We start from the raw sequence: 24,413 nt of genomic DNA on the forward strand, positions 1-24,413 counted from the left end.
AGTGAAGAATATGAGCCTGAATCCTAGAGATGCAGTCATTGTCGACTTCGGCCGCACCCCGATGGGTCGCTCCAAGGGTGGCATGCACCGCAATACCCGCGCCGAGGACATGTCCGCGCACCTGATCAGCAAGCTGCTGGAGCGCAACGCCAAGGTCGATCCGGCCGAAGTGGAAGATGTGATCTGGGGCTGCGTGAACCAGACCCTGGAGCAGGGCTGGAATATCGCGCGCATGGCGTCGCTGATGACTCAGATCCCCCACGCCAGCGCTGGGCAGACCGTCAGCCGTCTGTGTGGTTCCTCCATGAGCGCCTTGCACACTGCCGTGCAGGCCATCCAGACCGGCAACGGCGACGTGTTCGTGGTCGGTGGCGTGGAACACATGGGGCACGTTGGCATGATGCATGGCGTCGACCCGAACCCGCACCTGTCCCTGTACGCGGCCAAGGCCTCGGGCATGATGGGCCTGACTGCCGAAATGCTAGGCAAGATGCACGGCATCAGCCGCGAAGCCCAGGACCAGTTCGGTCTGCGTTCGCATCAGTTGGCGCACAAGGCTACTGTCGAAGGCAAGTTCAAGGATGAAATCATCCCGATGCAAGGCTTCGACGAGAATGGCTTCCTGAAGGTGTTCGATTTCGACGAGACCATCCGTCCGGAGACTACCCTGGAAAGCTTGGCTGCCCTGAAGCCGGCGTTCAACCCGAAAGGTGGCACTGTGACTGCGGGTACTTCGTCGCAGATCACCGACGGCGCTTCCTGCATGATCGTCATGTCCGCCCAGCGTGCTCAGGACCTGGGTATCCAGCCGATGGCTGTCGTGCGCGCAATGGCGGTGGCAGGTGTTGACCCGGCGATCATGGGTTACGGCCCTGTGCCGTCGACCCAGAAGGCGCTCAAGCGTGCCGGCCTGACTATCGACGACATCGACTTCCTCGAGCTTAACGAAGCCTTCGCCGCCCAGGCCCTGCCGGTGCTGAAGGACCTCAAGCTGCTCGACAAGATGGAGCAAAAGGTCAACCTGCATGGTGGCGCCATCGCCCTGGGTCACCCGTTCGGCTGCTCCGGTGCACGTATCTCTGGCACTTTGCTGAACGTGATGAAGCAGAACGGCGGTACCCTCGGCGTGTCGACCATGTGTGTCGGCCTTGGTCAGGGCATCACCACCATCTTCGAGCGCCTCTAAGCACCACGAAAATGAAAAACCGGGGCCTTGCGCCCCGGTTTTTTGCTTTATTGAGGAGAATGCGTCGAAAAGGCTGGCCTGTGAACGTCTGAATCGGCACCATGCGCAACTTTTGCGGCTTAGGCCACCGTTATCACTTCGAGGGAACCATGAGCTTGCAGCCGGGACTCTATCGTCATTACAAGGGGCAGGAGTATCGCGTCATCGGCACTGCCCGGCACTCAGAAACCGAGGAAGAGCTGGTGGTCTACCAGGCCCTGTATGGTGAGTTCGGGCTTTGGGTGCGGCCATTGAGCATGTTTACCGAAACAGTGCAGGTGGACGGCGAGCAGATTGCGCGCTTCGCTTTGGTGAGCGCTGAAGCCGATCTCTTTCCGCGGCCCTGAGGGCTGCACGGTCCGAGGTGCGCTTGACCGCGCCTCGCTGGCCACTATATATAGCGGTGCCGCGACAGGCGGCTACCGCCTTTTACTTTTTACATTCAGGAACAAACCGATCAATGGGCAAATCGCTGGTCATCGTGGAATCCCCGGCCAAGGCCAAGACCATCAACAAGTACCTGGGCAACCAGTACGTGGTGAAGTCGAGCATCGGCCATATCCGTGACCTGCCTACCAGTGGTTCGGCCAGTGCGAGCAAGGAGCCTGCCAAGCGCGGCAAGGCTGCGGCCGAGGCGCCGGCACTTTCTCCCAAGGAAAAGGCCAAGCGGCAGTTGGTCGCGCGAATGGGCGTAGACCCCGAGCACGGCTGGAAGGCCAAGTACGAGATCCTGCCTGGCAAGGAAAAGGTGATCGAGGAGCTGCGACGCCTCGCCAAGGATGCTGACACAATCTATCTCGCAACCGACTTGGACCGCGAAGGGGAGGCCATCGCCTGGCACCTGCGGGAATCCATCGGCGGTGAAGACAGCCGCTACAAGCGCGTGGTGTTCAACGAGATTACCAAGAAGGCGATCCAGGAGGCGTTCTCCCGGCCCGGGGAGCTGGACATCAACCGTGTCAACGCCCAGCAGGCGCGTCGTTTCCTCGATCGCGTAGTCGGCTATATGGTTTCGCCCCTGCTTTGGCAGAAGATTGCCCGTGGCCTATCCGCCGGCCGCGTGCAGTCGGTTGCGGTCAAGCTCGTTGTGGAACGCGAGCGCGAGATCCGCGCCTTCGTCCCGGAAGAATACTGGGAAGTGCATGCCGATCTCGGCACTTCCAAGGGCGCCAAGGTGCGTTTCGAAGTGGCGCGGGAGAACGGCGAGGCCTTCAGGCCGGTCAACGAAGCCCAGGCCATGGCGGCCCTTGAGAAGCTCAAGGCTTCCTCGTACAGCGTTACCAAGCGCGAAGATAAGCCGACCTCCAGTCGTCCGTCCGCGCCGTTCATCACGTCCACCCTTCAGCAGGCGGCGAGTAACCGCCTGGGCTTTGGCGTGAAGAAGACCATGATGATGGCCCAGCGCCTCTACGAAGCCGGCTACATCACGTATATGCGTACCGACTCGACCAACCTCTCTGCCGACGCCATCGGGATGGTCCGTGGCTTCATCGAGGGCGAGTTCGGGCAGAAATATCTGCCGGGCAAACCAAACGTATACTCCAGCAAGGAAGGCGCCCAGGAGGCCCACGAGGCGATCCGGCCTTCTGACGTGAACCTGCGTCCGACGCAGCTTTCCGGCATGGAGCGCGATGCCGAGCGTCTCTACGACCTGATCTGGCGCCAATTCGTCGCCTGCCAGATGCCGCCGGCGGAATACCTGTCCACCAGCGTCAGCGTGGCAGCTGGCAAGTTCGAGCTACGTGCCAAGGGCCGCATCCTCAAGTTCGACGGCTACACCCGCGTCCTGCCACAACAGAGCAAGCCGGGCGAAGACGATGTGCTGCCGGAGATGAGCGAAGGCGAACTGCTCGAATTGCTGAAGCTGGACCCTAGTCAGCACTTCACCAAGCCGCCGGCGCGTTACTCCGAAGCCAGTTTGGTAAAGGAGCTGGAAAAGCGCGGCATTGGCCGTCCGTCTACTTATGCCGCGATCATTTCGACCATCCAGGAGCGGGGCTACGTCACGGTGCATAACCGCCGTTTCTATGCCGAGAAGATGGGCGATATCGTCACCGAACGGCTCAATGAAAGCTTCGCGAACCTGATGGACTACGGCTTTACCGCCGGGATGGAAGAGCATCTGGACGACGTGGCCCAGGGGGAGCGTGACTGGAAGCACCTGCTCGATGAGTTCTATGGTGATTTCAGGACGAAGCTGGAGCTCGCTGAGGGCGCGGAAAAAGGTATGCGCGCCAACCAGCCGACCCTGACCGACATTCCTTGCCGCGATTGCGGTCGGCCGATGATGATTCGCACGGCCTCAACCGGTGTGTTCCTGGGGTGCTCCGGCTACAGCCTGCCGCCGAAGGAGCGCTGCAAGGCTACCGTCAATCTGGTGCCGGGCGACGAGATCGCTGCTGATGACGAGGGTGAGTCCGAGTCCCGCGTTCTGCGCGGCAAGCATCGCTGCCCAATCTGTTCGACTGCGATGGATGCCTACTTGCTGGACGAGACCCGCAAGCTGCACATCTGCGGCAACAACCCGGATTGCTCGGGCTACGAGATCGAGCAGGGCCAGTACCGCATCAAGGGCTATGAAGGTCCAAGCCTCGAGTGTGACAAGTGCGGCAGCGAGATGCAGCTCAAGACGGGTCGTTTCGGTAAGTTCTTCGGTTGCACCAATGCCAGTTGCAAGAACACGCGAAAGCTCCTCAAGAGCGGTGAGGCAGCTCCGCCGAAGATCGATCCGATCCGCATGCCGGAGCTGAAGTGCGAGAAGGTCGACGACATCTATGTTCTGCGTGACGGAGCTTCCGGCCTGTTCCTGGCTGCCAGTCAGTTCCCGAAAAACCGCGAGACCCGCGCTCCGCTGGTGATGGAGCTGATCCCCCATAAGGACGAACTGGATGCGAAGTACCATTACTTGCTGGATGCGCCGAAGAAGGATCCCGAAGGGCGCCCTGCGGTGATCCGCTTCAGTCGCAAGACCAAGGAGCAGTACGTGCAAACCGAGGTCGAGGGTAAGCCTACCGGCTGGCGCGCCTTCTACGACGGCGGCAAGTGGAAGGTCGAAGACAAGCGTTGATCGGTTGTTGCGCGCCCGGCACAGCCTTGCTGGGCGCGCATATACTGCTTGAGTTCCCTTTGGAGGGCGCCGTCATGGCCCACGAACGTTATACCCGCACGAATCAGAAACTGTTCTTTGCCGGCCTGTCCCTGGAAGCTTGGCGCAAGGCCGAAGAGGCGCGGGCAATGAATGCCCAGGCCGTGGTTCAGGCAGAGCGGGAAGCTGCGCTGTTCCATCTTTACGGTGCTTTGCTCGGGCTCTGTCATGAGATTGCCGGTTACTACCGGTTGTCCGAAGCTGATGAACCAAGGGTCGAGTCGCTGCTCAAGCCCGAAGTGCTGGCGGCAGCCCCTTGCCCTGAGCTGAGTGAGTTGCTTGAGCTTGCCCAGAACCCTGAAACCTGGCTTGCCCAGTTGCTTGATTCTTACGCTGCGTTGTTCCAGCCGCCGCAGGCCCCTAAGGTTGCAAAGGTCGACCCGACGTTACCCCTCATTCCGACTGTGAAGGCCGAGGACGCGGCTGATGCTGCACCTTTGAGCCCTGCAACGCTTGAGGAATGGCGACAGAGCCTGAAGGGGCTTGCGCTTCGCTTCCGGGAAAGCCTCAGCGAATGCTGATTTGATCGGCGGGCTAGGGCGCGAGAGTGGCTGGCTGTTACAATAGCCACCTTTCGTGGAGATCAAATCTTATGCCTACGTCCTTTCTGGAAATAGTCGAGTTGCCCGACGGGCGCATTATCCTGCGTCGGGCTGAGGACGAGGAGGCGCTTGTAACGCTGGACTTTTCCTCTGACGCCAAAGCCTTCCTCCAGGGGCACCATCTGGAGGTTGCGAAAGCCATGCTGAATGTCGGTGTTCAAATGGCCGGTCGCCTGGCTGAAGGCGAAATGGACCACGAAGAGGGTCCGCGCGTCCTTCACTGATACCGTGCTTGATCTGACAGCAGGCTAATCATTGGTGGAGCTGGTTACAGCTTGATGTCAGCCGAGCGCAGTAGAACGCTTTTGCCACGCTTATCCCAGCAAGATGTTCAGGCTTTGTGCGCTGCCTTGGCGCGCGGCGTGAGCAAGTTGTTGTCGAGCCTTTGCGCTCAAACGAATCCAGCTGACTACAGTATGGCTACGGCCCAGGCGTAGGGCTTCGCAGGCCAGTTCCAGTGCGCTCTGCTCTCCACGAGACTGCAGGAGCAGGATGCGTTCGCGATTCAGGCCCGATTCGCGCAGCCAGGCCTGGGTCAGGCTAGGTGGGGCGTCGATCAGGGTCAGCCAGCGAGCATCCAGCTCCTCGCTCAGCTCGCGGAGTATAGAGGCCAGCAAGTGCCGGCAGTGGCCGGAAGCACCTCTAAGCGACAATTCGCTGAAGGCTTCTGGCTCGTTCAGAGGCGGACTGCTCTCAATCTCTGTCAGGATCGGGGCAGCAGGATTGGCCAGGATGGCATCGTGGAACAGTGGAAGCTGAGACCGGCCGAGCGACTGCGGGAACTGCATGGAGCCTCCTTTAGCGGCGAATTACGCCGACACTCAAACCTTCGATCACCAGATCCTGTTGATCCAGATCTACCTCGATGGGGGCAAACTCGGCATTTTCTGCGATCAGCCAGACCTTGTCGCCATCGCGCCTGAAGCGCTTGACCGTTACCTCGTCATTCAGCCGTGCCACGACAACCTGGCCGTTACGGGCCTCGCGAGTGCTATGGACTGCCAGGAGGTCTCCATCAAGAATGCCGATGTCCTTCATGCTCATGCCGTGGACACGAAGCAGGTAGTCGGCGCGAGGATGGAAGAAGCCCGGGTTGATACGGCAAGATTCTTCGATGTTCTGTTGCGCCAGGATAGGGGCGCCTGCCGCTACGCGACCCACCACGGGAAGTCCGTCTTCTTCGTTGTTTCCAGGCTCGAATCCGGGGATGCGGATCCCGCGTGATGCGCCGGGCGTCATCTCGATGGCGCCCTTGCGAGCCAGCGCCTTGAGGTGTTCCTCGGCAGCATTGGGGGATTTGAAGCCGAGTTCCTGAGCGATTTCCGCTCGGGTCGGTGGGAAGCCGTTGTCTTCAAGGCAGCGCTTGATGAATGCGAGAATCTCGGCTTGGCGGGGCGTCAGTTTCAGCATGGCGGCGCTCTGTTTTTTTATACAGTGACTGGAATTATATACAGTGCTTGGCGCTTGGCAATGCTTCTTTCCTGGATTGTTGCGCGGGGCTCCCTGAGTGTGAGCGAAAGAGGTGTACCGTCCGCGGCATTTCGGGCGTCTTTTACGGACGGCGCCAGCCTTGTATGACCATTGCGTCAGATACTGAAGGGTCCGACTTGACAAGTGGCGGTTATGAAACGTATGTTTCAAACAAGTGTTTGTCAGGCGGAGGAGCCATGGCCCAGTCGGAAACCGTCGAACGCATCCTTGATGCTGCGGAACAGCTGTTCGCGGAGAAAGGCTTCGCCGAAACCTCGCTGCGCCTGATCACCAGCAAAGCCGGGGTCAACCTGGCTGCAGTGAATTACCACTTCGGTTCGAAGAAGGCCCTTATCCAAGCAGTATTCTCGCGTTTCCTCGGTCCTTTCTGCCAAAGTTTGGAGCGCGAACTAGACCGTCGCCAGGCCAAGCCTGAGAACAAGGCGAGCCTTGAAGAGTTGCTGGAGATGCTGGTCGAGCAGGCGCTTGCGGTCAAGCCTCGAAGTGGAAACGACCTATCGATCTTCATGCGCCTGCTGGGCTTGGCATTCAGTCAGAGCCAAGGTCACCTGCGCAAGTACCTTGAAGAAGTCTATGGAAAGGTTTTCCGTCGTTACATGCTGCTAGTGAACGAGTCCGCGCCAAAAGTTCCACCGCTGGAGCTTTTCTGGCGGGTGCATTTCATGCTCGGCGCTGCTGCCTTCAGCATGTCCGGTATCAAGGCGCTCCGTGCCATGGCAGAGAACGATTTCGGGGTCAACACCTCGATCGAGCAGGTCATGCGTTTGATGGTGCCGTTCCTTGCGGCTGGCATGCGTGCCGAGACTGGGGTGTCTGACGAGGCGCTGGCCAAGGCAGTGCTCAAACCGCGCAACAAGACTGCGACCACGCTTGTAAAGGTCTGAGGCTATGGGCGCGGGCGGTCTGATCGGCTAAGCTTGCGGCCCATGCGCCAGCTAGATCTCCTGTACATATCCCTTGCCGACCAACAGCTGTACGGATTCTCTGCCGGACAGCTTCTAATTCGCCTGCCTGTTTCCACTGCGCTTAACGGCCCGGGGGAGCTCAATGGCTCCGGTTGTACTCCGCGCGGCCTTCACCAGATAAGAGCCAAGATTGGCACCGGGCTGCCCTTGGCGGCTGTGCTGCGCGGGCGGCGCTGGACCGGGGAGGTCTGGAGTGCGGAGTTGCACGGGCAGTTTCCGGGGCGTGACTGGATACTCACCCGTATTCTCTGGCTGAGTGGTTGCGAGCCTGGTCTGAATCGCCTGGGCAACGTCGACAGCTTCCGGCGATACATCTACCTTCATGGCACCCCGGACAGTGAGCCAATGGGCGTGCCACGATCCCACGGCTGCATTCGCTTACGCAATGCCGATATGTTGGAACTCTTTGACCTTGTACCCGTCCACTGTGCGGTACGCATCGATGAAGCGCCGTGTCCGGATTGGGCGGCGGCCACACTCTCCTAAGGATTTTCCATGCAAGGTTCCTTGATGCTGGATATCGGCGGCACTTGGCTGACCGCTGAAGATCGCCAGATCCTGCGTCAGCCGGAAGTCGCCGGCTTGATCATCTTCGCCCGCAATATCGAACATCCTCGTCAGGTTCGTGAATTGTGCGCTTCTATTCGTGCGATTCGCCCTGATCTCATCCTGGCGGTCGATCAGGAAGGTGGTCGCGTGCAGCGGCTGCGACAGGGTTTCTTGCGGTTGCCGGCGATGCGCGCATTGGCCGACAACCTGAATGCCGAGCAGCTTGCCGAACAGTGCGGCTGGTTGATGGCTACCGAGGTATTGGCTGCCGGACTCGATATCAGCTTTGCGCCGGTGCTTGACCTCGATCATCAGCGAAGCGCAGTGGTCGGGAGTCGAGCGTTCGAATCAGATCCGGGCCGTGCGACGCGCCTGGCAGCTGCCTTTATCTGTGGCCTGCGTAGCGCTGGCATGGCGGCAACTGGAAAGCACTTCCCTGGACATGGCTGGGCCGAGGCCGACTCTCACGTGGATATTCCGACTGACGAGCGCAGCCTTGAGCAAATTCGGCAATGCGACCTGGTTCCCTTCGCGCGTTTGGCCTCGGAGCTGGACGGCATGATGCCGGCCCACGTCATCTATCCTCAGGTCGATTTGCAGCCTGCCGGCTTCTCTAGGAGGTGGCTGCAGGACATCCTGCGCGGTGAGCTTAAGTTCTCTGGAGTCATTTTCAGCGATGATTTGTCCATGGCCGGCGCCCATGTGGTGGGTGATGCAGCTGCACGTATCGAGGCGGCGCTGTCCGCTGGCTGCGACATGGGGCTGGTGTGCAATGACCGAGGCGCTGCTGAGCTGGCGCTTTCGCGTCTGCAGCAGCTTGGCGTCAAGCCCGCGCCAAGTCTGGTACGGATGCGCCGCCGGGCCTTCCCAGGCACCGAATATCGCCAAGACCCGCGCTGGCTGCAGGCCGCTGCAGCATTGCGTGAAGCCCAGTTGATCGATTGAGGAACCAACATGACCGTCTACGCCATCATTGGTGGTACTGGGCTGACCCAGCTCGAAGGCCTGAGCATGAAAGCCTTGCTCAACCCGGAAACACCTTATGGCGCGCCCTCCGCGGGTATCGTTCATGGCGAGTATGCCGGGCGTGATGTGCTGTTCCTGGCTCGCCATGGTCATCCTCACCGGATTCCGCCGCACCAAGTCAATTATCGGGCCAACCTCTGGGCGCTGAAGCAGGCCGGTGCACAGGCCGTCATTGCGGTGAATGCCGTAGGTGGGATTCATCCGGCCATGGGTAGCGGGCATTTGGCTGTGCCGCATCAGGTGATCGATTACACCCACGGTCGCATCGGGACCTTTTTCGAAGGTGATCTGGACCATGTCACTCACATCGACTTCAGTCACCCCTACGATGAGGCGCTGCGCCGCAAGCTACTGGCGGCGCTGAATGCGTGCGATTACCCGCACAGTGATTTCGGGGTATATGGCTGCACCCAAGGTCCGCGCCTGGAAACAGTGGCGGAGATCGTTCGTCTTGAGCGTGATGGTTGTGACCTCGTCGGCATGACCGGTATGCCCGAGGCGGCGCTGGCTCGTGAGCTGAATCTGCCATATGCCTGCTTGTCGCTGGTGGTCAACCCGGCTGCGGGCAAGTCTGATGGCATCATTACCATGGAAGAGATCGAGGCAGCCCTGGCCGAGGGCATTGACAAGGTGCGCAACGTCCTGGCGTATCTGCTCAAGGGCTGAGAATTGTAGGGTGGGATGGGCATCGGGGGATGCCCGTCAGCTGCTTGTGGTTGTTGCTTGCAGTCGGTTTGGGTGGTTGCGCGGCTGCTGGGGGCCAGGCTCAATTGAGACGGGGCAGGGGGGCCAGCAGGGCTTCGATGTCGTCCTCCTGAAGCCGCCAGTCCTCCTGGCCGCGTCCGTCTAGGACGCCCTGGGCCAGCGCGGCTTTTTGCGCCTGCAGTTGCTGGATCTTCTCTTCCACGGTTCCCCTCGAAATCATCCGGTAGACGAATACCGGCTTTTCCTGGCCGATCCGGTAGGCGCGATCCGTGGCTTGCCGTTCGACGGCGGGATTCCACCAGGGATCGTAGTGGATCACGGTGTCTGCTGCGGTCAGGTTCAGGCCGGTACCGCCGGCTTTCAAACTGATCAAGAACAGTGGTACTTCACCGCTCTGGAAGCGTTTGACCGGGTTCCGCCTGTCCCGGGTATCGCCTGTGATCCGCACATAGTCTATGCCGCGTTTGTGCAGTTCTGCCTCGATCAGTGCGAGCATGCTGGTGAACTGGGAGAACAGCAGCACGCGGCGACCTTCGTCGAGCAATTCCTGCAGCATCTCCAGTAGGCTATCCAGCTTGCCCGAGCTGCTGCCCCGAGTCCTGGCACCAGGTTCCTCGATCAGTCGAGTGTCGCAGCAGACCTGTCGCAGCTTGAGCAGGGCCTCGAGGATGATGATCTGGCTGCGGGCGAGACCTTTGCGGCTGATTTCGTCGCGGACCTTGGTGTCCATCGCGAGTCTCACGGTTTCGTACAAATCGCGCTGGCGGTCGCTAAGCTCGACCCATTGGGTGATTTCGGTCTTGGCAGGCAATTCCGTTGCGACGGATTCCTTACTGCGCCTGAGCAGGAATGGCTTGATGCGGGCGGTGAGGTGGCTCAGTCGTGCGCTGTCACCGTGCTTTTCGATTGGTATGCGGTAGTTGTGATTGAAGTGTTTGCTGTCGCCCAACCACCCGGGCATCAGGAAGTGAAAGAGCGACCAGAGCTCGCCCAGATGATTTTCCAGGGGTGTACCGGTTAGGCACAGGCGCTGACGGGCTTCCAGCTGGCGCACGGCCTGTGCGGCCTTGCTGTTCGGGTTCTTGATGTATTGCGCTTCATCGAGGATGAGTACATGTAGCGGAATTGCTTTGAGCTGCTCCAGGTCGCGGGGCAGTATTGCGTAGGTGGTCAGCAGCAAGTCGTGTTCTGCCAGTTGATCGAAAAGCTTCTTCCTGCCGGGCCCGTGCAATGCCAGCACGCTTAGGCTCGGAGCGAATCGCGCGGCCTCGTCCTGCCAGTTGGGGATCAGGCTGGTCGGCATGACGACTAGTGCAGGGCGCTCCAGGCGTCCCGCTTCCTTCTCCGTGAGCAGGTGGGCGAGTGTCTGGAGCGTTTTGCCCAGACCCATGTCGTCGCCCAGGATACCGCCTGCCTCGACCTCCCGGAGGGTCTGCAGCCAGGCCAGTCCTTCTTGCTGGTAGTGGCGAAGCTCGGCCTTGAGTCCCGCTGGTGGTCGAATCGGAGTTGTGTTGCTGTCACGCAGTCTGGCTGCAAACTGGCGCAGCTGTTCTCCGCCTTGCCACTGGAGATCAAGAGACTCCAGCAGGCTCAGTCGTGCGGCGTCAGGTCGGCCGAGACGAATCGCCTGGCTGGGTTCCTGATCGCGCAGGTAAAGCTCGCCCAGCGTCGCCAGCAGTGGCTTGAGTCGGGCAAATGGCAGCATCACCTGCAGCGGACGGCCGTCGGATTCCCGGAGTGCATCGAGTTGCAGGCGTAGCTGCTCGTCGTCCTTGTGTTTCTGGAGGTGGTTTGGGTCCAGCAGTTCCGGATTGCGCTGGATAAGCCTGAGCAAGACCGGGAGCAAGCTGATTCGACGTCCTTCGACGACGATGCCGAGCTCCAGGTCGAACCAGTCGTGGCTGGGTGTTTCGTCAACCTCGGCGTACCAACCTTCGACCTGGCTGAGATCGAACTGGAATCCGGGGCGGATCTCGATCTGCCAACCAGCTTCCCGCAGCGCTGGGAGTCGATGCCTCATGAAGTCCAACCAATGCTCGTCGCTGGGCAGCTCGAACATCTCGCCGCTGTTGGCCGGCAGCGCCTGGCTCTGTCGCAGGGATTCCTTGAAGCCCAGCTGGCGGAGGTTGTCGCGCAACTGCTGTTCGACCTTGGATTGGCGGGCGATGGCGATGCGCTCGCCGTTGATTCGATGCTTGAGGCGTTCGGGCTTGGTGGTCTTTCCGTGGGTCTGCAGGCCTGCGTAATCGAATGTCAGGCCGGCACGGTGCTGTTGGCTGCCCACCATGCGTCCACTGCGCAGGTCGTATTGGCTCTGGGCGTGGCTGCCCAGGGTTAGGTGGGGGGTTGGCATGATGTCGTCCACTTGGCGCACTTCCATGGGGGCTGGACTTGCAGCGGGGAGTGCGTCCTCTGGAAGCGAAAGCAGGTAGGTGAGGGTGGCGACACAGTGTTTGCAGTTGTAGCTGACTGGGCAGCTGCAGCGGCCGACTACGCCCAGCCCGCGCGGGGCGAGGCGTATCAGCTGGGTATAGCGCTTGCCGGCCGAGCCTTCACAGCTGCTCTCGACGGTCGTCTCGCCAAGGCTCAGCAGGCGAACCCGGTCCTGTCGGGCGTAGTCCAGGCCGCGGCTCAGGGCGCCTTGGTCGAAATCAAGGCGCCAGTCCAGCTGCCGCAGTTGGTCGAGCAGGGCGCTCATGACGCCTTAGAGCGGGCTGACGCGGATCAGGATGCCGAGGCTGGAGTGGTCCAGATAGGTCAGCTCGCCATTCTTCAGACGGGTGGTCTGGCGGATGCGCTCGCTACCGCTGAGCAGGCCGTCGGCGTCGAACTGATTGACCCAGAAATCGGTGCGGGCCTCGATATTGCGGTCAATGCTCAGGATCAGGGTACCTTCCACCGGGAAGTGGCCCAATTGCTGGTTGCCCGAGGTCACGGATACAGCGCTTGGAGCGGTGGAGATGTTCTGTGACCAAGCCTTGTGGAGCAATACCTGGTAGCCCTTGGATGGGTCGAGTTTGGCAGCCTCCCCGTCCAGCGCCGTTCCGCGCTCGCTGCCTTCGATACTCTGACTGCCATTCGCCCAGTCATCGGGGGCGGGTTGGCTGGATGGAATGGGCTCGCCGGCCTGGCGGAACAGGATCATTTCAACCTGGTAGAGGCCGTCGGCAAAGGCTGCGGGCGCGAACAGGGCGAGCAGTAGGGCGAAGTAACGGATGGCACGCATGGATTGTTCCTTGTAATGACTATGTTTCCGGAGGCTACTGCTGTTGGGGCGCCAGACGTTCGAACAGCGCCTCCAGTGTATTGAAGCGTTCGTCAAGGCGTTCCATGGGGACCTGGAACTTGAACAGGGTGGCTCCTTCGAACTTGTAACGCTTGGGTTGGCCCTGGATCAGCTTGATCAGCACCAGGGGATCGACGCAGGTATCGGCGGCGAACTCGATGCGTCCGCCTTGGGGGCCGGCGTCGACCTTGCGGATGCCAAGCTTCTCGGCCTGGAGCTTGAGCTGGGTCAGGCGAACCAGGTTCTTGGTGGGTTCTGGAAGCAGGCCGAAGCGGTCGATCATCTCCACTTGAAGTTCTTTCAGACCCTCTTCGTCCGCTGCCGAGGCAATGCGCTTGTACAGGATCAGGCGGGCGTGGACATCCGGGAGGTAGTCCTCTGGGATCAGCGCTGGCAGGCGCAGGTTGATCTCGGGGCCGCCGCTGAGCGGCTGCTCCAGGTTGGGTTGTTCGCCCTTTCGGATGGCCTTGACGGCGCGTTCGAGCATTTCCATGTAGAGGGTGAAACCCACCGCCTGGATCTGGCCGCTCTGGCCTTCGCCCAGCAATTCGCCGGCGCCGCGGATCTCCAGGTCGTGGGTGGCGAGGGCGAATCCGGCACCGAGATCCTGGGCATTGGCGATGGCCTCGAGGCGCTTCTGGGCGTCGTCAGTCATCTGCTTGCGCGGTGGTGTCAGCAAGTAGGCATAGGCCTGGTGGTGACTGCGCCCGACCCGACCGCGCAGCTGGTGTAGCTGAGCCAGGCCGAATTTGTCGGCTCGCTCGATGATGATGGTGTTGGCGCTGGGGACGTCGATGCCGGTTTCGATGATGGTCGAGGCTACCAGCACATTGAAGCGCTTGTGGTAAAAGTCGCTCATCACTTGCTCCAGCTCGCGTTCGCGCATCTGGCCGTGACCGACGGCGATGCGTGCTTCGGGCACCAGCTCAGCCAGTTCGGCGGCGCACTTCTCGATACTCGCCACTTCGTTGTGCAAGTAATACACCTGGCCGCCACGTAGCAGTTCGCGCAGCAGCGCCTCCTTCACGACAGGCTGCTGGCGCTCCATGACAAAAGTGCGCACGGACAGGCGGCGGGCCGGCGGTGTGGCGATGATGGAGAGGTCGCGCATGCCAGCGACGGCCATGTTCAGGGTGCGTGGTATCGGTGTGGCGGTGAGGGTGAGGATGTCTACTTCGCTGCGCAGTGCCTTGAGCTGTTCTTTCTGGCGTACGCCGAACCGGTGCTCTTCGTCGATGATCACCAGCCCGAGGTTCTTGAACTTGACATCGCCCTGCAGCAGCTTATGGGTGCCGATGACGATGTCCACCTTGCCTTCTGCCAGTTGCTGCACGGCGCCGTCGACTTCCTTGGCCGACTTGAAGCGGCTCATGACCTCGACGGTTACGGGCCAATCGGCAAAGCGATCACGGAAGCTGTTGTAGTGCTGCTGGGCGAGCAGGGTAGTAGGGACCAGGACGGCAACCTGCCTGCCGCTATGTACGGCAACGAACGCCGCGCGCATGGCAACTTCCGTCTTGCCGAAGCCAACGTCGCCGCAGACCAGGCGGTCCATTGGCTTGGGTGCAAGCATGTCCGCCACCACGGCTTCGATGGCCGTCTGCTGGTCTGGGGTTTCTTCGAAGGGGAAGCCGGCGGCGAAGGTGGCGTAGTCGGCCTTCGGGTCGGTGAAGGCAAAGCCTTCGCGGGCAGCACGGCGGGCATAGATGTCGAGCAGTTCGGCAGCGACATCGCGAACCTGCTCGGCGGCCTTGCGCTTGGCCTTCTGCCAGGTTTCCGAGCCCAGGCGGTGCAGGGGCGCGAGGGCGTCGTCGCTGCCTGTGTAGCGGGCGATCAGGTGCAGGCTGGCGACAGGCACGTAGAGTTTGGCGTCCTCGGCATACTGGAGCGCGAGGAATTCTGCGGCCTGGCCTTCGATTTCCAGGGTGATGAGTCCCAGGTAGCGGCCGACGCCGTGGTCGATGTGCACCACGGGTGCACCCTCGCGCAGTTCGGCGAGGTTCTTGATGACGTTGTCGCCGGCATCGCCCCGACGTTCGCGGCGGCGTCGCTGCATCACGCGCTGGCCAAACAGCGGGCTTTCGGCGATCAGGGCCAAGCCTGGATCGTCGAGCAGCAGGCCTTCGTCCAGCGGTGCGATGGTAATGGCGAAACGTTCGTCACTGGCGACGAAGGTGGACCAGCCATCGACTTCCTGAGGGCGCAGCTTGATGCGTGCGAGCAACTCAAGCAGGACTTCGCGGCGCCCCGCAGACTCTGCACTGAAGAGGACGCGGCCGGGGAAGTCGTCGAGGAAGCGGCGCAGGGCCGCGAGGGGTTCCGTGGCCTTGGCCTGGATCGCCAGGTCGGGCAGGGCGCGGGCGGAGAAACGTTCGCGGCCAACACCGGGCTCAATGTCGTCCTGGCTGAGCACCAGGCGTGGGGAGCCTTTCAGGCGGGCGAAACAGTCTTCCACCGGCAGGAATAGCTCTGCTGGCGGGACCAGTGGGCGTTCGGGGTCGACCCGGCGATCTTCGTAACGGTTACGAACATCATTCCAGAATTGCTCTGCGGCCTGCTCGATGCCCGGCAGGGAAAAGACCTGGGTGTCCTGCGGCAGATAGTCGAAGAGGGTCGCAGACTCTTCGAAGAACAGCGGCAGATAATACTCGATACCGGCAGGGGTGATGCCGCTGGTCAAGTCCTGATAGATGGGGCAGCGACGGAAGTCGACGTCGAAACGCTCACGGAAGCGACCGCGAAAATCAGTGACAGCCTTCTTGTCCAGTGGGAATTCCCGAGCCGGTAGCAGACGGATTGATTGGACCTTGTCGATGGAGCGCTGTGTCTCTGGATCGAAGGTGCGCAGCGTCTCGATTTCGTCATCGAACAGGTCGATGCGGTAAGGTTGTTCGCTACCCATCGGGAATAGGTCGATCAGGGCGCCACGTACTGCGAACTCGCCATGTTCATAGACCGTGTCCACGCAGCGGTAGCCGGCTGCCTCGAGGCGCAGGCGCATCTCGTCCACGGCCAGCTTTTGGCCCACGTCCAGTACCAGGCTCGAGCCCAGCAGGAAGCGTGCTGGCGCTAACCGGTGCAGGGCGGTGGTGATTGGGACCACCAGTACGCCGCGCTTGACGCCCGGCAGTCTGTAAAGGGTGTCGACGCGCTGGGAGATGATGTCCTGGTGCGGCGAGAACTGGTCGTAGGGCAGGGTTTCCCAGTCCGGGAAGTGCAATACGGCGAGGTCTGGGGCGAAGAAGCCGAGCTCCTGCTCCAGGCGCTCAGCGCTCTGGCTGTCGGCGGTGAGCAGCAGGGTGAACCGCTGGGTGGCACTGGCGGCTTCGGCGATCGCCAGGCTGAGTGTGGCACCGGGCAAGTTGCCCCATTGCTGTTTGCCAGCGGCAACTGGGAGGGGCGGTAGACGCAATACGGACACGGGCAAGATGGCTCCGGTCGGAAAAAGGATCAGCGGATTGTAACTATCCCGACTAGCGGATGTCAGTCTTCAAGCCGCTGCTGATTGCCGACGCCTGCATGCGCCGTCATAATGTAGCCCCTTTTTTCATCCCCTACATGTGGAAGGTACTGCCCGTGACTCAGAAGCCCGACCAGTGTCTCGGTGAATGGATCGATCGTGAAGCCCTCGCGGAAGCCATGATTCCGATGATTGGCCAGCTCTATCGCAACAACAACGTTGTGACTTCGATCTATGGCCGTGGCCTGATCAACCGCTCCGTGATTGCCATCCTCAAGGCTCACCGCTTCGCGCGCCACCGTCTGGCTGAAGAAGCCGGACTGTCCGTGCACGAAACCTTCCCGATCCTCAAGACTATGAGCGAGCTCAAGCTGGGCGCCGCTTCGGTCGATCTTGGCAAGATGGTTGCCAAGTTCAAGGAAGAAGGTAACGGCCGCAGCATCGAGCAGTTCACCAAAGACGAGCTGGCCGATGTGGTTGGCAAGCAGAACGGGGCCGCCCGCGAGGGTACCGACGTTGTGCTCTACGGCTTCGGTCGTATCGGTCGCCTGCTGGCTCGCATCCTGATCGAGAAGACTGGCGGTGGCGATGGTCTTCGCCTGCGCGCAATCGTTGTTCGCAAAGGCGCGGAAAACGATCTGGTCAAACGCGCCAGCCTGCTGCGTCGTGATTCGGTGCACGGCCCGTTCGATGGCACCATCGTCATCGATGAAGAGAACAATACGCTGACTGCAAACGGCAACCTGATCCAGGTGATCTACTCCAACGACCCGGCGTCCATCGACTACACCCAGTACGGCATCAAGAATGCCCTTCTGGTGGACAACACCGGCAAGTGGCGCGATGCGGACGGGCTGGGTCAGCACCTCAAGTGCCCAGGCATCGATCGCGTGGTCCTGACCGCTCCGGGCAAAGGTGCGCTGAAGAACATCGTTCACGGCATCAACCATGGCGACATCACCGCCGATGACAAGATCATCTCCGCGGCTTCCTGCACCACCAACGCTATCGTGCCGGTGCTGAAGGCGGTGAACGACCAGTACGGCATCATCAATGGCCACGTCGAAACCGTTCACTCGTATACGAACGACCAGAACCTGATCGACAACTTCCATAAAGGCAGTCGCCGTGGTCGCAGCGCTCCGCTGAACATGGTGATCACCGAGACGGGGGCAGCCACCGCAGCCGCCAAGGCCCTGCCCGTGTTGAAGGGCAAACTGACCGGAAATGCCATTCGCGTGCCGACGCCGAACGTCTCCATGGCCATCCTTAACTTGAACCTGGAGAAGGCCACCACCCGCGACGAAATCAACGAATACCTGCGCCAGATGGCCATGCATTCTGATCTGCACAAGCAGATCGATTACGTCAGCTCCCAGGAAGTGGTGTCCTCTGACTTCGTCGGTTCACGTCACGCTGGCGTGGTGGACGCCGAGGCAACTATCTGCAATGACAACCGGGTCGTCCTCTACGTCTGGTACGACAACGAGTTCGGCTACAGCTGCCAGGTCGTACGGGTGATGGAGGACATGGCTGGTGTCAACCCGCCGTCTTTCCCGCGCTAAGCTGCAGTAAAAGAAAAACGGGAGCTCTCGGGCTCCCGTTTTTTATTTTTGGGTCTGTAATCGGTCAACACGTATCTCGATTGGGAACTCCCTGATGGAAGGACATCACTTGCACACCGGTCCGCTCAAGCGCGGACTCAAGAACCGCCACATCCAGCTGATCGCGCTCGGTGGCGCCATCGGTACCGGCCTGTTCCTCGGCTCTGCTGGAGTGCTCAAGTCGGCCGGCCCTTCGATGATCCTTGGTTATGCAATTGCAGGCTTCTTTGCGTTCCTGATCATGCGCCAACTGGGCGAAATGATCGTGGAGGAACCGGTGGCCGGTTCGTTCAGTCATTTTGCGCACAAGTACTGGGGCGGCTATGCGGGCTTCCTTTCCGGCTGGAACTACTGGGTGCTTTATGTGCTGGTGGGCATGGCGGAACTGACGGCCGTGGGCAAGTACATCCAGTTCTGGTGGCCGGAAGTGCCAACCTGGGCGACGGCTGCGGCTTTCTTTGTGCTTATCAATCTGATCAACCTGGCCAACGTGAAGGCATTCGGCGAGACCGAGTTCTGGTTCGCCCTGATCAAGGTGGTGGCCATCATCGGCATGATTGTGCTCGGCATCTACCTGCTGGTCAGCGGTGAAGGTGGGCCCCAGGCAGCAGTCAGCAACCTCTGGAGCCATGGCGGCTTCTTCCCCAATGGTCTTGAAGGTCTGGTGATGGTGCTGGCAATCATCATGTTCTCCTTCGGGGGCTTGGAGTTGATCGGTATCACTGCTGCTGAGGCGAGCGAGCCGAAGAAAGTGATCCCTAAAGCGATCAATCAGGTCATCTATCGCATCCTGATCTTCTACATTGGTGCCCTCAGCGTGTTGCTGATGCTCTATCCGTGGGACAAGCTGCTGGAGACCCTCGGTGCTGCCGGTGACCCCTATAGTGGCAGTCCTTTCGTGCAGATCTTCTCCCTGATCGGCAGCGATCTGGCGGCGCACATCCTCAACTTCGTGGTGCTCACTGCGGCCCTGTCCGTCTATAACAGCGGTGTCTACTGCAACAGCCGGATGCTTTACGGCCTGGCCGAGCAGGGTGATGCCCCGAAAGCGCTGATGAAGGTCGACTCGCGTGGGGTGCCGGTTCTGGCGATCGGTCTATCGGCGCTGGTCACGCTCCTGTGCGTGGTGGTCAACTATCTGGCCCCGCAGAAAGCACTGGAACTGCTGATGGCCCTGGTGGTGGCGGCCCTTGTAATCAACTGGGCAATGATCAGTCTGTCGCACTTGATGTTCCGGAAGGCCTTGCAGGCCAGAGGTGTCGAGCCTTTCTTCAAGTCTCTGTGGTATCCGGTCAGCAACTACCTGTGCCTGGCATTCGTTGCGCTGATCCTTGCCGTGATGCTGATGATTCCGGGCATCAACGTTTCGGTTTATGCCATTCCCTTCTGGCTTGGGTTCATTGCTATCTGCTACTTCTTCAAGCGTTCAGCGAAAGGTACGGTTGCGCAGCGATGAAGGAACGGGGGCTTTCGCTCCCGTTTTTTTGAGTGGTTCTGCGGTGGGTTTGCGATGGTCGGACAGTCGTTAAAGGGCCAGACATGCTCATTTGTTACTTAATATCCGGGAAAACAATGGCTTGGCTGGCCATGCAGGCAATCCGCTCTCTATAATCTCTCGCCTAATTCGCCCAGATCCCGTTTTGTACGTCGCGCCGACCCAATGGTCGGCGCGATCTGTTCTATTTTTGCCTGCGGGTGAAAAGCGATCTCTGGGCAGTCATTGAGTGTCAGGCGAAACCTATGATTAGAGTCAAAAGAGGATTGAACCTGCCGATAGCAGGGGAGCCGACGCAGCGGATCGAGGATGCTCGCCCGGTTCGCAGCGTTGCCGTCATCGGCTTCGATTATCACGGCATGAAGCCCACAATGGACGTCCAGGTAGGCGATCGAGTCAAGCTCGGTCAGCCACTGTTTTCCGACAAGAAGACGCCCGGTGTAGTTTTTACTGCTCCCGGAGCTGGCGTTATCAGCGCAATCCATCGTGGCGAGAAGCGAGTCCTGCAGTCGGTGGTCATTGACCTCGCGGGGGACGACGAGGTCCACTTCAACCAGTTCAGCATCGGCCAGCTGGACTCGCTGGATGCCCAGCAAGTGCGCGATAACCTGGTCCGATCCGGGCTCTGGACTGCGCTGCGTACCCGGCCTTTCAGCCTTATACCTGCAATCGATTCGACGCCCAGTTCTATCTTTGTGACCGCCATTGACACACATCCGCTGGCTGCGGATCCGCGGGTCGTAATCGGTGAGCATGCCGCTGACTTCGAGCATGGCTTGAAGGTCCTCTCGCGCCTTGCCCGGGTGTTTCTCTGCAAGGCCGAAGGCGTTAACCTGCCGGGTGAGGGATTGGCCCAGGTCCAGGTTGAAAGCTTCTCTGGACCACATCCGGCTGGTTTGCCGGGCACCCACATCCACTTCCTGGATCCGGTCAGCGCGAGCAAGTGCGTCTGGCACATCGGCCATCAGGACGTCATCGCCATCGGCAAGTTGTTCACTACCGGTCGCCTCTGGATCGAGCGCGTGGTGGCCTTGGCCGGTCCCGCAGTCAATCGACCGCGCCTGTTGCGTAGCCGCCTGGGCGCGAGCCTGGAAGAGCTCACCGCTGGCGAGCTTGAGCCCGGTAACAACCGCGTCGTATCAGGCTCCCTGCTGGGTGGCCGTACCGCGCATGGTCCCTTCGCCTTCCTGGGGCGCTATCACCTGCAGGTGTCTTGCCTGGGCGAGGGCAACGACCGTGAGTTCCTGCACTACCTGCGTGCAGGCGTGAACAAGCATTCGATCCTGAATATCTTCGTGTCCAGGCTGATGGGGGCTCGCAAGTTCGATTTCAGCACGTCCACCAATGGCAGCCCGCGCGCCATGGTGCCGGTCGGTAACTACGAGGCGGTCATGCCGTTGGACATCCTGCCCACCCAGCTGCTGCGCTATCTGATCGTCGGTGATACCGAGATGGCGCAGAAGCTAGGCTGCCTGGAGCTTGACGAAGAAGACCTGGCGCTGTGCAGCTATGTCTGCGCGGGCAAGTATGAGTATGGCCCGATCCTGCGGGATAACCTCAGTCGTATCGAGAAGGAGGGCTAGACCCATGAGCCTGCGGAAATTCCTCGACAAGATCGAACACAACTTCGACCAGGGCGGCCGCTATGAAAAGTGGTACGCCCTCTATGAAGCGATCGACACATTCTTCTACCGCCCGGGCAGCGTGACCCGGACGACCGCTCATGTGCGCGACGGCATCGACCTCAAGCGGATGATGATCACCGTCTGGCTGTGCACCTTTCCGGCGATGTTCTTCGGCATGTGGAACGTCGGCTATCAGGCCAACCTGGTCTTCGACCAGAGTCCTGATCTGCTGGCGGCCCAGGAGGGTTGGCGTATTGCCTTGACCGGCGCGCTGGCGGGGTTCGATCCCAACAGCATTTGGGACAACTTCGTCCAGGGTGCTGCCTGGTTTCTGCCGATCTACGCGGTGACGTTCATCGTCGGCGGCTTCTGGGAGGTGCTCTTCGCCTCTATTCGGCGCCATGAAGTGAACGAAGGCTTCTTCGTTACCTCGGTGCTGTTCGCCCTCACGCTTCCGCCGAGCATCCCACTCTGGCAGGTGGCGTTAGGCATCAGCTTCGGCGTCGTGCTGGGCAAGGAAGTCTTTGGCGGCACTGGCAAGAATTTCCTCAACCCGGCCCTCGCGGGTCGCGCTTTCCTGTTTTTTGCCTACCCGGCGCAGATATCTGGCGATGCCGTGTGGACCGCGGTTGATGGCTTCGCAGGCGCCACTTCGCTGAGCCTAGGCGCGGCTGGTGGCGTCGAGAATATCCTCGGTCACGGCATCACCTGGATGGATGCCTTCCTCGGCACCATCCATGGCTCCATTGGTGAAACCAGCACCCTGGCCATCTTGATCGGTGGTGGAGTGCTGCTCCTGACTCGCATCGCCGCCTGGCGCATCGTGGCCGGCGTGATGCTGGGCATGATCGCCATGAGTTACCTGTTCAACGCCATCGGTTCGGCCACCAACCCGATGTTCGCCATGCCGTGGCATTGGCATCTGGTGCTGGGTGGTTTTGCGTTCGGCATGATGTTCATGGCCACTGACCCGGTTTCGGCGTCCATGACCAACACCGGCAAGTGGCTGTTCGGCGCACTGATCGGTGTGATGGTCGTACTGATCCGCGTCGTCAACCCGGCTTTCCCGGAAGGCATGATGCTGGCGATCCTGTTCGCCAACCTGTTCGCTCCGCTGATCGACCACTTCGTCGTTCAGGCCAACATCAAGCGGAGGCTGGCACGCAATGTCTAGTCAGAAAGAATCCACCGTCCGCACGCTGCTGGTGGCCCTCGTGGTCTGCCTGGTGTGCTCGATTTTCGTCGCCGGCGCGGCCGTGGCGCTAAAGCCGGTGCAGGTCGAGAACCGTGAGCTGGACAAGCAGCGCAGCATCCTGACCATCGCCGGGCTTGCGCAGCCGGATATGTCGGCCGGGGAGATCCAGGAGCTCTACGCCAACCGCATCACGGCCAAGGTCGTCGACCTGGCCAGTGGCAAGTTCAGCGATGACGTCCAGGCTGCCGGCTATGACTCGCTCAAGGCCGCAAAGGACCCCAAGCTCTCCGACGCGCTTTCCGGTGCGCAGGACATCGCCTCGATCAAGCGTCGCGAGCGCCTGAGCACCGTCTATCTCGTGGAGACCGACGGTAAATTGGACACCTTGATCCTGCCGGTGCGGGGCTACGGCCTTTGGTCGACCCTCTATGGCTTCATGGCGCTCAAGGGTGATCTGAGCACCGTGGTTGGCCTGGGCTTCTACCAGCATGGCGAAACACCCGGTTTGGGCGGTGAGGTTGACAACCCGAAGTGGAAGGCACTGTGGAACGGCAAGAACCTGTTCGACGAACAGGGTCAACTCGCCATCGAGATCATCAAAGGTAGCGTCGATCCGCAGTCGGCCAGCGCGAAGCACCAGGTCGACGGTCTGGCCGGCGCCACTCTGACCAGCAAAGGCGTGAATAACCTGCTGCATTTCTGGCTGGGCGAGAACGGCTTCGGCCCCCTCCTGGCCAACCTCAACAAAGGGGGGGCATGAACATGGCGCAACCTACTATCCGTCAGGTCCTGCTGGACCCGATCCTGCACAACAACCCCATCGGTCTGCAGATCCTCGGGATCTGCTCGGCGCTGGCGGTGACCTCCAATCTCAAGACCGCGCTGGTGATGTCTGCCGCGCTGACCTTGGTCACCGGCTTCTCCAACCTGTTCATCTCGATGATCCGCAGCCAGATCCCCAGTTCGATCCGCATGATCGTGCAGATGGTGATCATCGCCTCCTTGGTGATCGTGGTCGATCAGGTGTTGAAGGCCTATGCCTTCAGCCTGTCCAAACAGCTGTCGGTATTCGTCGGCCTGATCATCACCAACTGCATCGTGATGGGGCGTGCCGAAGCCTTCGCCATGGCTAACCCACCGGTGCTGTCGTTCTTCGACGGCCTTGGCAACGGCCTGGGCTACAGTGCCATGCTGATCGTCCTGGGCATCATTCGTGAGCTATTCGGCGCCGGGAAGCTGCTGGGCTTCGAAGTGCTGCCAGTGATCAACGATGGTGGCTGGTATCAACCCAACGGGCTCCTGCTGCTGCCGCCCTCGGCCTTCTTCCTGATCGGCTTGATCATCTGGGCGCTGCGTAGCTGGAAGACCGAACAGAAAGAGGCCCCGGCCTTCAAGATTGCCCCGCAGGTATCCAACAAGGAGGCCTACTGATGGAGCACTACGTCAGCCTGTTCGTGAAGGCCGTGTTCGTTGAGAACATGGCGCTGGCCTTCTTCCTCGGCATGTGCACCTTCATCGCCATCTCCAAGAAGGTGGAAACCGCCATCGGCCTGGGGGTCGCGGTGATCGTGGTGCAGGCCATTACCGTCCCGGCCAACAACCTTTTGTACACCTTGTTGCTCAAGGACGGCGCGCTGGCTTGGGCCGGCCTACCGGACGTCGACCTGAGCTTCCTCGGCCTGCTCAGCTACATCGGTGTGATCGCGGCTATCGTGCAGATCCTCGAGATGCTGCTCGACAAGTATGTGCCGTCGCTCTACAACGCCCTCGGCGTGTTCCTGCCGCTGATCACGGTGAACTGCGCCATCATGGCCGGCTCGCTGTTCATGGTGGAGCGCGACTACAACCTCGGCGAGAGCGTGGTCTATGGCGTCGGCTCAGGCTTTTCCTGGGCGCTGGCCATCGCGCTGCTGGCGGGTATCCGCGAAAAGCTCAAGTACAGCGATGTGCCGGAAGGCCTGCAGGGCCTGGGTATCACCTTCATCACCATCGGTCTGATGTCGTTGGGCTTCATGTCCTTCTCGGGCGTCCAGTTGTAAG

21 protein-coding genes are annotated in these 24,413 nt (G+C 60.7%); 16 read left to right on the top strand and 5 right to left on the bottom strand.

Annotated features, from left to right (window positions below):
• Positions 1 to 10: 10 nt before the first annotated feature.
• The 5 genes from fadA to OXH74_RS19470 all read left to right on the top strand — a co-directional run bounded on the left by fadA (position 11) and on the right by OXH74_RS19470 (position 5,196).
• Complete coding sequence (gene fadA, locus OXH74_RS19450) at positions 11 to 1,186, top strand: acetyl-CoA C-acyltransferase FadA (protein ID WP_375738428.1); 1,176 nt, start codon at positions 11 to 13, stop codon at positions 1,184 to 1,186.
• Between the two features lie 149 nt (positions 1,187 to 1,335).
• A complete protein-coding gene (locus tag OXH74_RS19455) occupies positions 1,336 to 1,572 on the top strand; it encodes a DUF1653 domain-containing protein (protein WP_215370780.1) in 237 nt (78 codons plus the stop codon).
• A 113-nt stretch (positions 1,573 to 1,685) separates the two neighbouring features.
• The gene (gene topA, locus OXH74_RS19460; protein WP_375738429.1) at positions 1,686 to 4,292 is read left to right on the top strand and encodes a type I DNA topoisomerase; all 2,607 of its coding nucleotides are present in this window, start codon (positions 1,686 to 1,688) and stop codon (positions 4,290 to 4,292) included.
• A gap of 74 nt (positions 4,293 to 4,366) precedes the next feature.
• Entirely contained in the window at positions 4,367 to 4,891 is a 525-nt protein-coding gene (locus tag OXH74_RS19465) for a DUF6586 family protein (RefSeq protein WP_215370198.1), read from the top strand.
• A 71-nt stretch (positions 4,892 to 4,962) separates the two neighbouring features.
• Positions 4,963 to 5,196, top strand: a complete 234-nt coding sequence (locus OXH74_RS19470) for a hypothetical protein (RefSeq protein ID WP_375738430.1) — start codon at positions 4,963 to 4,965, stop codon at positions 5,194 to 5,196.
• Between the two features lie 90 nt (positions 5,197 to 5,286).
• Here OXH74_RS19470 and sulA read toward each other — a convergent pair whose 3' ends face one another.
• Positions 5,287 to 5,760 carry an SOS-induced cell division inhibitor SulA gene (sulA, locus tag OXH74_RS19475; RefSeq protein ID WP_375738431.1) on the bottom strand — a complete coding sequence of 158 codons (474 nt, stop codon included), beginning with the start codon at positions 5,758 to 5,760 and terminating at the stop codon, positions 5,287 to 5,289.
• Between the two features lie 10 nt (positions 5,761 to 5,770).
• Complete coding sequence (gene lexA / locus OXH74_RS19480; RefSeq protein ID WP_375738432.1) at positions 5,771 to 6,382, bottom strand: transcriptional repressor LexA; 612 nt, start codon at positions 6,380 to 6,382, stop codon at positions 5,771 to 5,773.
• 257 nt (positions 6,383 to 6,639) lie between these two features.
• On the opposite strand from lexA, the gene OXH74_RS19485 reads away from it, so the two are divergent.
• The 4 genes from OXH74_RS19485 to OXH74_RS19500 are packed head-to-tail and all read left to right on the top strand — an operon-like array spanning position 6,640 to position 9,669.
• Positions 6,640 to 7,347 carry a TetR/AcrR family transcriptional regulator gene (locus tag OXH74_RS19485; RefSeq protein ID WP_375738433.1) on the top strand — a complete coding sequence of 236 codons (708 nt, stop codon included), beginning with the start codon at positions 6,640 to 6,642 and terminating at the stop codon, positions 7,345 to 7,347.
• 42 nt (positions 7,348 to 7,389) lie between these two features.
• Positions 7,390 to 7,914 carry a L,D-transpeptidase family protein gene (locus OXH74_RS19490; protein ID WP_375738434.1) on the top strand — a complete coding sequence of 175 codons (525 nt, stop codon included), beginning with the start codon at positions 7,390 to 7,392 and terminating at the stop codon, positions 7,912 to 7,914.
• A gap of 9 nt (positions 7,915 to 7,923) precedes the next feature.
• Positions 7,924 to 8,922: a beta-N-acetylhexosaminidase gene (nagZ, locus tag OXH74_RS19495; protein ID WP_375738435.1), complete on the top strand. Its 999-nt coding sequence runs from the start codon at positions 7,924 to 7,926 to the stop codon at positions 8,920 to 8,922.
• 9 nt (positions 8,923 to 8,931) lie between these two features.
• Complete coding sequence (locus OXH74_RS19500) at positions 8,932 to 9,669, top strand: S-methyl-5'-thioinosine phosphorylase (protein ID WP_215370221.1); 738 nt, start codon at positions 8,932 to 8,934, stop codon at positions 9,667 to 9,669.
• Positions 9,670 to 9,769: 100 nt separating this feature from the next.
• Here OXH74_RS19500 and OXH74_RS19505 read toward each other — a convergent pair whose 3' ends face one another.
• The 3 genes from OXH74_RS19505 to mfd are packed head-to-tail and all read right to left on the bottom strand — an operon-like array spanning position 9,770 to position 16,415.
• Positions 9,770 to 12,406 (bottom strand): DEAD/DEAH box helicase, encoded by a 2,637-nt coding sequence (locus tag OXH74_RS19505; protein WP_375738436.1) that lies wholly within the window; start codon positions 12,404 to 12,406, stop codon positions 9,770 to 9,772.
• Between the two features lie 6 nt (positions 12,407 to 12,412).
• A complete protein-coding gene (locus tag OXH74_RS19510; RefSeq protein WP_375738437.1) occupies positions 12,413 to 12,934 on the bottom strand; it encodes a CsiV family protein in 522 nt (173 codons plus the stop codon).
• A 34-nt stretch (positions 12,935 to 12,968) separates the two neighbouring features.
• Positions 12,969 to 16,415, bottom strand: coding sequence for a transcription-repair coupling factor (mfd, locus tag OXH74_RS19515; RefSeq protein WP_375741648.1), 3,447 nt, complete (start codon positions 16,413 to 16,415; stop codon positions 12,969 to 12,971).
• 137 nt (positions 16,416 to 16,552) lie between these two features.
• On the opposite strand from mfd, the gene OXH74_RS19520 reads away from it, so the two are divergent.
• From OXH74_RS19520 to nqrE, 7 genes are all read left to right on the top strand, one after another.
• Positions 16,553 to 18,019, top strand: coding sequence for a glyceraldehyde-3-phosphate dehydrogenase (locus tag OXH74_RS19520; RefSeq protein WP_375741649.1), 1,467 nt, complete (start codon positions 16,553 to 16,555; stop codon positions 18,017 to 18,019).
• Between the two features lie 94 nt (positions 18,020 to 18,113).
• Positions 18,114 to 19,514 (top strand): amino acid permease, encoded by a 1,401-nt coding sequence (locus tag OXH74_RS19525; RefSeq protein ID WP_375738438.1) that lies wholly within the window; start codon positions 18,114 to 18,116, stop codon positions 19,512 to 19,514.
• 284 nt (positions 19,515 to 19,798) lie between these two features.
• Positions 19,799 to 21,136 (top strand): Na(+)-translocating NADH-quinone reductase subunit A, encoded by a 1,338-nt coding sequence (locus tag OXH74_RS19530; protein ID WP_375738439.1) that lies wholly within the window; start codon positions 19,799 to 19,801, stop codon positions 21,134 to 21,136.
• 4 nt (positions 21,137 to 21,140) lie between these two features.
• Positions 21,141 to 22,352 (top strand): NADH:ubiquinone reductase (Na(+)-transporting) subunit B, encoded by a 1,212-nt coding sequence (locus OXH74_RS19535; protein ID WP_215370236.1) that lies wholly within the window; start codon positions 21,141 to 21,143, stop codon positions 22,350 to 22,352.
• On the top strand, positions 22,345 to 23,133 hold the full coding sequence (locus OXH74_RS19540; protein WP_375738440.1) for a Na(+)-translocating NADH-quinone reductase subunit C: 789 nt from the start codon (positions 22,345 to 22,347) through the stop codon (positions 23,131 to 23,133). Before OXH74_RS19535 ends, OXH74_RS19540 begins: the two co-directional genes overlap by 8 nt.
• Positions 23,130 to 23,804, top strand: coding sequence for an NADH:ubiquinone reductase (Na(+)-transporting) subunit D (locus tag OXH74_RS19545; RefSeq protein WP_375738441.1), 675 nt, complete (start codon positions 23,130 to 23,132; stop codon positions 23,802 to 23,804). Before OXH74_RS19540 ends, OXH74_RS19545 begins: the two co-directional genes overlap by 4 nt.
• Positions 23,804 to 24,412, top strand: coding sequence for an NADH:ubiquinone reductase (Na(+)-transporting) subunit E (gene nqrE, locus OXH74_RS19550; protein WP_375738442.1), 609 nt, complete (start codon positions 23,804 to 23,806; stop codon positions 24,410 to 24,412). Before OXH74_RS19545 ends, nqrE begins: the two co-directional genes overlap by 1 nt.
• Position 24,413 lies beyond the last annotated feature (1 nt).

The sequence above is a fragment of the Metapseudomonas boanensis genome (genome assembly GCF_042232855.1).
Lineage (GTDB): Bacteria > Pseudomonadota > Gammaproteobacteria > Pseudomonadales > Pseudomonadaceae > Metapseudomonas > Metapseudomonas boanensis.